The organism is Brevibacterium sp. FAM 24630, from assembly GCF_049804075.1.
Classification (GTDB): Bacteria; Actinomycetota; Actinomycetes; order Actinomycetales; family Brevibacteriaceae; genus Brevibacterium.
This window is the reverse complement of record NZ_JBNBZD010000015.1, coordinates 77,134-85,005: the sequence shown is the minus strand read 5'-3', so window position 1 is coordinate 85,005 and position 7,872 is coordinate 77,134. Positions and strand designations below refer to the sequence as shown.

8 protein-coding genes and 1 pseudogene are annotated in these 7,872 nt (G+C 63.0%); 2 read left to right on the top strand and 7 right to left on the bottom strand.

Features of this window, described 5'->3' with window-relative positions; all coding sequences use genetic code 11:
• Nucleotides 1-125 precede the first annotated feature (125 nt).
• Nucleotides 126-463: pseudogene (locus ACPUD7_RS12375) on the top strand (transposase); the annotation flags it as partial.
• A 98-nt stretch (nt 464-561) separates the two neighbouring features.
• Here the strand turns inward: ACPUD7_RS12375 and ACPUD7_RS12370 are convergent.
• From ACPUD7_RS12370 to ACPUD7_RS12345, 6 genes are all read right to left on the bottom strand, one after another.
• Nucleotides 562-963 carry a cytochrome c oxidase subunit 4 gene (locus ACPUD7_RS12370; protein WP_425120068.1) on the bottom strand — a complete coding sequence of 134 codons (402 nt, stop codon included), beginning with the start codon at nt 961-963 and terminating at the stop codon, nt 562-564.
• Nucleotides 960-2,657 carry a cytochrome c oxidase subunit I gene (gene ctaD, locus ACPUD7_RS12365; protein WP_135542339.1) on the bottom strand — a complete coding sequence of 566 codons (1,698 nt, stop codon included), beginning with the start codon at nt 2,655-2,657 and terminating at the stop codon, nt 960-962. Before ctaD ends, ACPUD7_RS12370 begins: the two co-directional genes overlap by 4 nt.
• Nucleotides 2,654-3,526 carry a cytochrome c oxidase subunit II gene (gene coxB / locus ACPUD7_RS12360; RefSeq protein WP_135542340.1) on the bottom strand — a complete coding sequence of 291 codons (873 nt, stop codon included), beginning with the start codon at nt 3,524-3,526 and terminating at the stop codon, nt 2,654-2,656. The genes ctaD and coxB overlap by 4 nt, the downstream gene beginning before the upstream one ends.
• 110 nt (nt 3,527-3,636) lie before the next feature.
• Complete coding sequence (aat, locus tag ACPUD7_RS12355; protein ID WP_135542342.1) at nt 3,637-4,314, bottom strand: leucyl/phenylalanyl-tRNA--protein transferase; 678 nt, start codon at nt 4,312-4,314, stop codon at nt 3,637-3,639.
• 32 nt (nt 4,315-4,346) lie between these two features.
• Nucleotides 4,347-4,700 (bottom strand): HesB/IscA family protein, encoded by a 354-nt coding sequence (locus tag ACPUD7_RS12350; RefSeq protein WP_135542344.1) that lies wholly within the window; start codon nt 4,698-4,700, stop codon nt 4,347-4,349.
• Nucleotides 4,701-4,779: 79 nt separating this feature from the next.
• Nucleotides 4,780-6,156, bottom strand: coding sequence for a dipeptidase (locus ACPUD7_RS12345; RefSeq protein ID WP_425120067.1), 1,377 nt, complete (start codon nt 6,154-6,156; stop codon nt 4,780-4,782).
• Between the two features lie 23 nt (nt 6,157-6,179).
• On the opposite strand from ACPUD7_RS12345, the gene ACPUD7_RS12340 reads away from it, so the two are divergent.
• Entirely contained in the window at nt 6,180-6,791 is a 612-nt protein-coding gene (locus ACPUD7_RS12340) for a DUF3043 domain-containing protein (protein WP_425120066.1), read from the top strand.
• Here ACPUD7_RS12340 and ACPUD7_RS12335 read toward each other — a convergent pair.
• Entirely contained in the window at nt 6,766-7,872 is a 1,107-nt protein-coding gene (locus ACPUD7_RS12335) for a quinone-dependent dihydroorotate dehydrogenase (protein WP_425120065.1), read from the bottom strand. The two genes, ACPUD7_RS12340 and ACPUD7_RS12335, sit on opposite strands and share 26 nt — an antisense overlap.

Here is a 7,872-nt window from a genome sequence, read left to right as displayed (position 1 = left end):
ACCAATTGTCGGTGAGCGTCGGGTGACGGCCTGGCGCTCACCGCCACGACCCGGTGGCGCTGAAAGGCAATATCGGGTGGCGCTCAACCACAATAGTCAGTGGCGCTCACACCACCGAATACTCAATGGTGCCCGGACGCTCGAAACAGGTGTTCAAACAACGGTTGAAGACCCGAGCGAAGGACTTTGGCGTGATGGTATCGGCGTCGTCGCCATCGACGGATTCTCGGGCTTCACAACAGCGGCGTCGAGGAGCTGTCCGAAGCTGTCGAAGTCATGGACCCCTTCCCCGTCCACAAGCTCGCCGGAGTAGCGCCGAGTAGCCGACGTGGTGGTGCTCTTCACCGAGCAGGGAACGTCGAACGGGTCCCCCGAATCGAGGAACGGACGGCTCGAGCCTCTGCGGGGATCAGCCCTCGGGTTTCGAAGCCTCACGCATTACCTCGCGAGATGTCCGCTCGACGGTACAACGGTCGCAGACGCTGTGAATGGCACTGTGGCCCGAACTCTTATGAGTTCGGGCCACAGTGTGCGGCTGGGTATATCACGCCGGAGCTCAGATCAGTGGGCGAAGTCCCCACGATCGTGTTCGTAAGACAGGCCCACGAGTGCGATGATGCCGAGCAGAGCACCGAACGGGAAGATCCACCAACCCATGGCGATTCCATAGAACGCAATGGCAGCGGCACCCGCACACGCGATCGGCCACCAGCTCCACGGGCTGAAGAACCCGTAGTCGGCATCCGCATCCGAGATCTCAGCATCTTCGTGGTCCTGGGGCTGACGACCGACACGGCGGTCGGTCAGCCACAGGTAGATACCGATCATTCCTGACATGCCGCCGGTGAGCAGCAGGGCCGGGAAGCCGACCATCTCGCCCCAGTCGGTGGCGAATCCGTAGATCACGGACACGACGAAGAAGAACACCGCGTTGACGAGGAAGACTACGATCGAAGATTTCATTTGACGGAACCTCCAATCAGCTGTTCCTCAGAGGAGTTGTGACCTGCGTATTCGAGCAGCTCCGGATGGTTGAGGTCGAAGGCAGGACGCTCAGAGCGGATCCGCGGCAGCGAGGTGAAGTTGTGACGCGGGGGCGGGCACGAGGTCGCCCATTCGAGCGATGCTCCGTAGCCCCACGGGTCGTCGACCGTGACCTTCGGTGCGTTGCGCGAGGTGATCCACACGTTCCAGAAGAACGGAACCATGGACAGACCCAGCAGCAGCGAGCCGACCGTCGACACCTGGTTCATCCAGGTGAAGCCGTCCTGCGGCAGGTAGTCGGCGTAACGACGGGGCATGCCGTCGACACCGAGCCAGTGCTGGACGAGGAACGTGCCGTGGAAGCCGACGAACAGCATCCAGAAGTGGATGTGTCCGAGCTTCTCGTTGAGCATCTTGCCTGTCCACTTCGGCCACCAGAAGTAGAACCCGGCGAACATCGCGAAGACGACGGTGCCGAAGACGACGTAGTGGAAGTGGGCGACGATGAAATAGGTGTCCGAGATCTGCTGGTCCAAAGCGGGGCTGGCCATGATGACACCGGTGAGACCACCGAAGATGAAGGTCGCCATGAAGCCGATCGCCCAAACGATGGGGGTTTCGAATGTGATCGAGCCTCTCCACATCGTTCCGATCCAGTTGAAGAACTTCACACCGGTCGGGATCGCGATGAGCATCGTCATAAAGGCGAAGAACGGCAGAGCCACGACACCGGTGACGTACATGTGGTGGGCCCACACGGTCACCGACAGAGCCGCGATGGCAATCGTCGCGAACACGAGTTCCTTGTAGCCGAAGACGGGCTTACGGCTGAACACGGGGAAGATCTCGGTGACGATGCCGAAGAACGGCAGAGCGATGACATAGACCTCGGGGTGTCCGAAGAACCAGAACAGGTGCTGCCAGAGAATCGGTCCGCCGTTGCCGGGACTGAACACGTGGGAGCCGAGGACTCGGTCTGCACCGAGGACCAGCAGAGCCGCGGCCAGAGGCTGGAAGGCCATGAGCACGAGGATACCAGTGACGAGGACGTTCCAGCTGAAGATCGGCAACCGGAACATCGTCATGCCCGGTGCGCGCATCGTGATCACGGTGGTGATGAAGTTGACCGAGCCGAGGATCGTGCCGAAGCCCTGCAGCGCGAGGCCGAGGACCCACAAGTTGCCTCCGGCACCCGGAGTGAACGTCGTATTGCTCAAAGGCGCGTATGCGGTCCATCCGAACGATGCCGCACCCTGAGGGGTGAGGAAGCCCGAAATGGCGACAAGGCTGCCGAAGAGGTACATCCAGAAAGCGAACGCGTTCAGTCGTGGGAACGCCACGTCCGGAGCGCCGATCTGCAGCGGCATGATGACGTTCGCGAAACCGGCGAACAGCGGGGTCGCGAACATCAGCAGCATCAATGTGCCGTGCATGGTGAACAGCTGGTTGTACTGTTCCTTGGTTTCGACGATCTGCATCCCGGGCTCGAAGAGTTCGAGGCGGATGATCAGCGCCATCACACCGCCGACGCAGAAGAAGAAGAATGAGCCGATGAGGTACATGTACCCGATCGTCTTGTGGTCCGTCGACGTGATCCAGTCGACGATGATCTTGCCCTTGCTCCGTGGAACGACTGGAGCGTCAAGAGCCGCCTGATCCATCGTGGCGGTCATTGTTCAGCACCTTCTTTCGGGTACCAGTTGCGATCGTACTCCGGTCCCAGCTGGCCTGTGTTGCCCTGATCGGCAAGAGACTTCGTATAGTCGGCGAACTCTTCCTTCGACACGACCTTGACGTTGAAAAGCATCTCAGAGTGGTACTCGCCGCACAGCTCGGCACACTTGCCGACGTACTCGCCTTCCTTCTCGGCACGCAGATGCAGGCTCTGGTCGTGGCCGGGGATCATATCGCGCTTCTCGAGGAAGGCGGGAACCCAGAAGGAATGGAGGACGTCGCGGGAGTGCAGGCGGATCTCCAGGTCGGTGTCGACCGGGAGGTAGAGCACGGGAGCCGTTTCCTCCGGCGCCTCGGTGCCGTCGAGTTCGACCTGTGTTCCGGCGTAGTAGACGTCCTCGGTCTCGTAGTTGAAGTCCCAGGCCCACTGTTTGGCTGCGACCTCGATGACCTGCTCGCCGGGAGTCGTATCATCGGTCGTCTGCTCCATGACCTGGACGTTCTGGAAGAAGAACCCGAGGACGAGGACGACCGGTGTCACCGTGAAGAGGATTTCGATCGGCATGCTGTAGCGCATCTGGACCGGCAGTCCACGATCGTGCTTGCGACGACGGTACGCGACCATCGCCCACAGGATGAGGCCCCACACGATGAGACCCACCAGCAGAAGGGCGATCCAGGCGCCGTTCCACAGTGCTGTGTAGGCGTCCGTGTGGTTCGTCGCGCCCTTCGATTCGACGGGAAGGAATCCTGTGGCGATCTGCTCTTTCGTGCAACCCGATAGCAACGCCGGTATCAATACGGCGCTCAGAATGCCGAGCCGCTTCGCCCAGGACCGCTGCGGTCCTGACTGATTCGGAGAATCCACGTGCAGCCTTTCACAACGTTCTTTCGTCTCTGGTCAGGCCGAGAGACGAGTACTTACTCTGTCGAGTCTAAGACTACCGCTACAGACGGTAGAAATTCACCTGCAGATGTTCATTTGTTGAGAATATGCTGACAGAGATCGCCGCGGAGCGCGGAATCTAGCCGTGCCGAGTACTCGAGACCACTGAGCTCCGACACGCCGAGGCTCTGCAGATGTGATGTCTGCCACTGAGTGTCGATGAGCCACTCCCCCGGCTCCGGCGGGATGTTCGCCGTGGCAGCTGGTGCGTTGCTGGTGGTCACGTCGACCCCGTCGAAGAGACCGACAAGGTAGACCAGAGCTGCTTTCGAGGCGTCCCTGGCGGTGTGGAACATCGATTCGCCGGCGAAGAACGATCCGATCGCCACGCCATAGAGCCCTCCGACGAGTTCGTCCTCGGCCCAGACCTCGACCGAATGCGCCCACCCGTCCCTGTGCAATCCGCAGTAGAGGGAGATGATCTCCTCGGTGATCCAGGTTCCCGACCGGTTCGGATCGGCGCAGGCGCGCATGACCTGCTCGAAGGCGCGATCAGTGCTGTAGGTGAAGTGCTTCATCGATTTGCGCAGACTCTTCGTCACCCTCAGGTCGCCGGGCAGGAGCACTCCGCGCCGCCGCGGCGCCCACCAACCCATGCGACCGGTGCCCTGTGCGCCGACCCCCATCGGGAACAGTCCGGCCCGATACGACAAAAGGACCTGGGGCTGCGTGGCCGTGAACGACACGGCACGCAGATCCTCCAGGTCCATGAGAAGCGGTCCTCCTCGTCAGCGACAGCAGATCAGTGGAACGAATCTCCGCAGGCGCAGGATCCGCCGGCATTCGGGTTGTCGATGGTGAAGCCCTGCTTCTCGATGGTATCGGCGAAATCGATGGTCGAACCGCTGAGGTAGGGAACGCTCATCCGGTCGACGATGACCTCGACGCCGTCGAAGTTACGCACCGCGTCACCGTCGAGGTAGCGCTCGTCGAAGTAGAGCTGGTAGATCAGCCCGGAGCAGCCGCCGGGCTGGACAGCCACGCGCAGGCGCAGGTCATCGCGACCTTCCTGTTCGAGCAGGCTGCGGACCTTGTCGGCAGCGGTGGACGACAGCTCGACCTCGTGGGTGGCCTCGGCTTTTTCAGTCACAGTCATGGTTACTCCTTCTCACGTTCCTGTCCCCAGGCTACACCGCAAACAACGTCCCCGGCGCGGATCCTATTCCCCGGCGCGCTCATCGCGTCGGTGCCAGCCGCTGCAGCAGCAGCGCCTCGGCGACGATCGCGGCCTTGAAGTCGGGCAGGTAGAGCGATTCATTGGCACTGTGAGCCCTGGCATCGGGGTCTTCGACACCGGTGACGAGAATCGACGCGCCCGGGAAGACCTCGAGCAGATCGGCGATGAAGGGGATCGAACCGCCGATGCCCATCGTCACCGACTCAGTCCCCCACGCGTCCGTGAGCGCCTGCCGCGCCGTCTGGACGACGGGGTCGGACTCATCTGCCTGCCACGGGCTGCCGCCCTCGGTCTCGCCGATGCTCAGCTGCGCGCCGAAGGGCAGGTTCGCTCGGAGGTGCTCCTCCACGGCCCTCACCGCCGAGGCAGGGGTGTCCCCGGGCGCCAGGCGGATCGAGAGTTTGGCCCGGAGCGAGGACTGCAGAGTATTCGAGGACACGGCCACATCCGGGATGTCGAGGCCGATGACGGTGATGGCCGGCTGCGCCCACAGCCGCGAGGCCAGTGTGCCGGCTCCGATGAGCGTCGTGCTGTCCAAGACTCCCGAGTCGGCGCGCAGGGTCGCCTCGTCGTAGTCGATGTCGGTCCCGTGCTCGGAGTGGAGGCCAGAGACTGCGACCGATCCGTTCTCATCGTGCAGGCTGGCGAGCACCTTGGTCATCGCGAGCATCGCATCCGGTACGACGCCGCCGTACATGCCCGAGTGGACTGCGTGATCGAGGGTGGAGACTTCGAACTCGATCGCGCACATTCCGCGCAGGCTCGTCGTCAGCGCGGGGACTCCCGCGGCCCAGTTGCCGGAGTCGGCGACGACGATGACATCGGCGCGCAGGCGCTCCCGGTAGGTCTCGAGGAAATTGCGGAAGCTCGGGCTGCCCGCTTCCTCTTCCCCTTCGAAGAAGAGTGTGGCGCCGACGCCGAGGCGGTCGGCCAGCAGACGCAGAGCAGTGAGGTGGACCATGATGCCGGCTTTGTCATCGGCCGCACCGCGGCCGAAGAGACGATCTCCGCTGCGGGTGGCGACGAAGGGCTCCGTGTCCCAGTCCTCGTCGCGTCCGGGCGGCTGCACATCGTGGTGAGCGTAGAGCAGGACGGTCGGAGCCCCTTCGGGCGCGGGAATCGATGCGACGACTGCGGGGTAGCCGTCGGTGCCGTCGGACTGCGGCGCGGTGAGGATCTCGGCTTCCAGGCCGAGGTCCCGTGCCAAGCCCGCCACCGCCTCGGCGCTGGCGGTGACATTGGCGGCGTCGAAGCTCGGCCAGGCCACGGAGGGAATGGCCACCAGACCCGTGAGATCGTTGAGGACCTCGTCGAAGATGGCGTCCAATTCGGCATGCAATTGTGCACTGTCAAGTGCTGAAGTCGATTCGCTCATTCTCCAAAGGTAGTATTCATCAGGTGTTCGGAAGTAAAAAATCTCGTGCCGAGGACAAAACCTCCGCCTCTCAGCCAGTCCATGACGACAACTCCGCAGAAGCCGACGCTCGGCGCGATGCGGAGGCGAAGAAGGGACGGCCCACGCCCAAGCGCAGTCAGCAGGAGTCCGCGCGCCGTCAGCCCTTGGTGAACAAGGATCGCAAGGTTGCGAACAAGAAGGCCAAGGAGCAGCAGCGCCAGGACCGCGATCGTGCACGCATCGGAATGATGAATGGTGAGGAGAAGTACCTCACCCGCCGCGACAAGGGTCCCCAGCGCCGCTACATCCGCAACTACATCGATGCCCGTTTCTCGGTCGGGGAGATCTTCATCCCCGCCGCGATCCTCATCCTCGTCATTGCCTTCACGCAGCCGGTGCAGATCCAGCAGTACTTCACCTACGCGGTGTGGGGGCTCATCGCACTCATCATCCTCGATGCGTTCGTGCTCAACTACATCCTCAAGAATCGGCTGCGCAACAAGTTCGGTTCGGTTGAACGCGGCATCACCTTCTACGCGGTCATGCGCAGCATCCAGCTGCGGCCCCTGCGCATGCCCAAGCCTCAGGTCAAGCGCCGCCAGTACCCCGAGTGAGCAGACGAGTCGACTCGAGGCCGCGGATGACGCGGCCGGGGAAGAACGGTCCGGAGTAGATCATCTCCGAGTAGACCTGGACCAGATCGGCGCCCGCGGCCACTCGTGCCCGGGCGTCTTCGGCATCCGCGATTCCCCCGACGGAGATGACCGTGAGGCTATCGCCCACATGCTCCTTTACCAGGCGCAGCACCTCGAAGGAACGTTCGGCCAGCGGGCGACCGGAGATTCCGCCGGCTTGAACCTCGGCGAACGGGGCCTCCTGCCCGCCCAGCACGGATCGGTCGATCGTCGTGTTCGTCGTGATGAGGCCGTCGACTCCGGAGCGCAAGGCGAGCTCGCAGATCTCGGCAACGTCGTCATCGGCGAGGTCGGGGGCGATCTTGACCAGCAGCGGCACGTGACCGAGCGTCGAACGCGGCGCCGCCACCACCTCAGCGGCGGTGTCACGGACTGCGGTGATGATCGGTTCGAGGCTGCTCACTGACTGCAGATCCCGCAGTCCCGGGGTGTTCGGCGAGCTGACATTGATGACGAGGTAGTCGGCCAGAGGGGCCAGCACTCGAGTCGACGCCGCATAGTCGGCGACCGCATCGGCCGCCTCGACGATCTTCGTCTTCCCGATGTTGACTCCGACGATCGGACGCAGGCCAGGTGGGAGCGCGTCGATCCTCTTCCGCTCCTCGGCGATGTTGAACGAAGCCTGCCGCGCACCGTCGTTGTTGAAGCCCATGCGGTTGAGCAGCGCGAGATTCTCCCGCAGCCGGAACAGGCGCGGACGATCGTTGCCGGGCTGCGCATGGGCGGTGATCGTTCCGACCTCGATATGACCGAAGCCCAGGGCGGACATGGCCCGCACCCCGACCCCGTTCTTATCGAATCCGGCGGCCAGGCCCACTCGGTTGGGGAACGGCAGGCCCAATACCGATACGGGGCGGACGGTTCGGCGCGCACAGACAAAGCGCAGAACACGGCCGAGCAGCGGAACACGGTCGAGTGCACGCAGTGCGGAGAACGAGAGATGATGGGCCCGTTCGGCATCCATCGGTGCGAAGAGAAGTCTGAAGATCAATGAGTACAC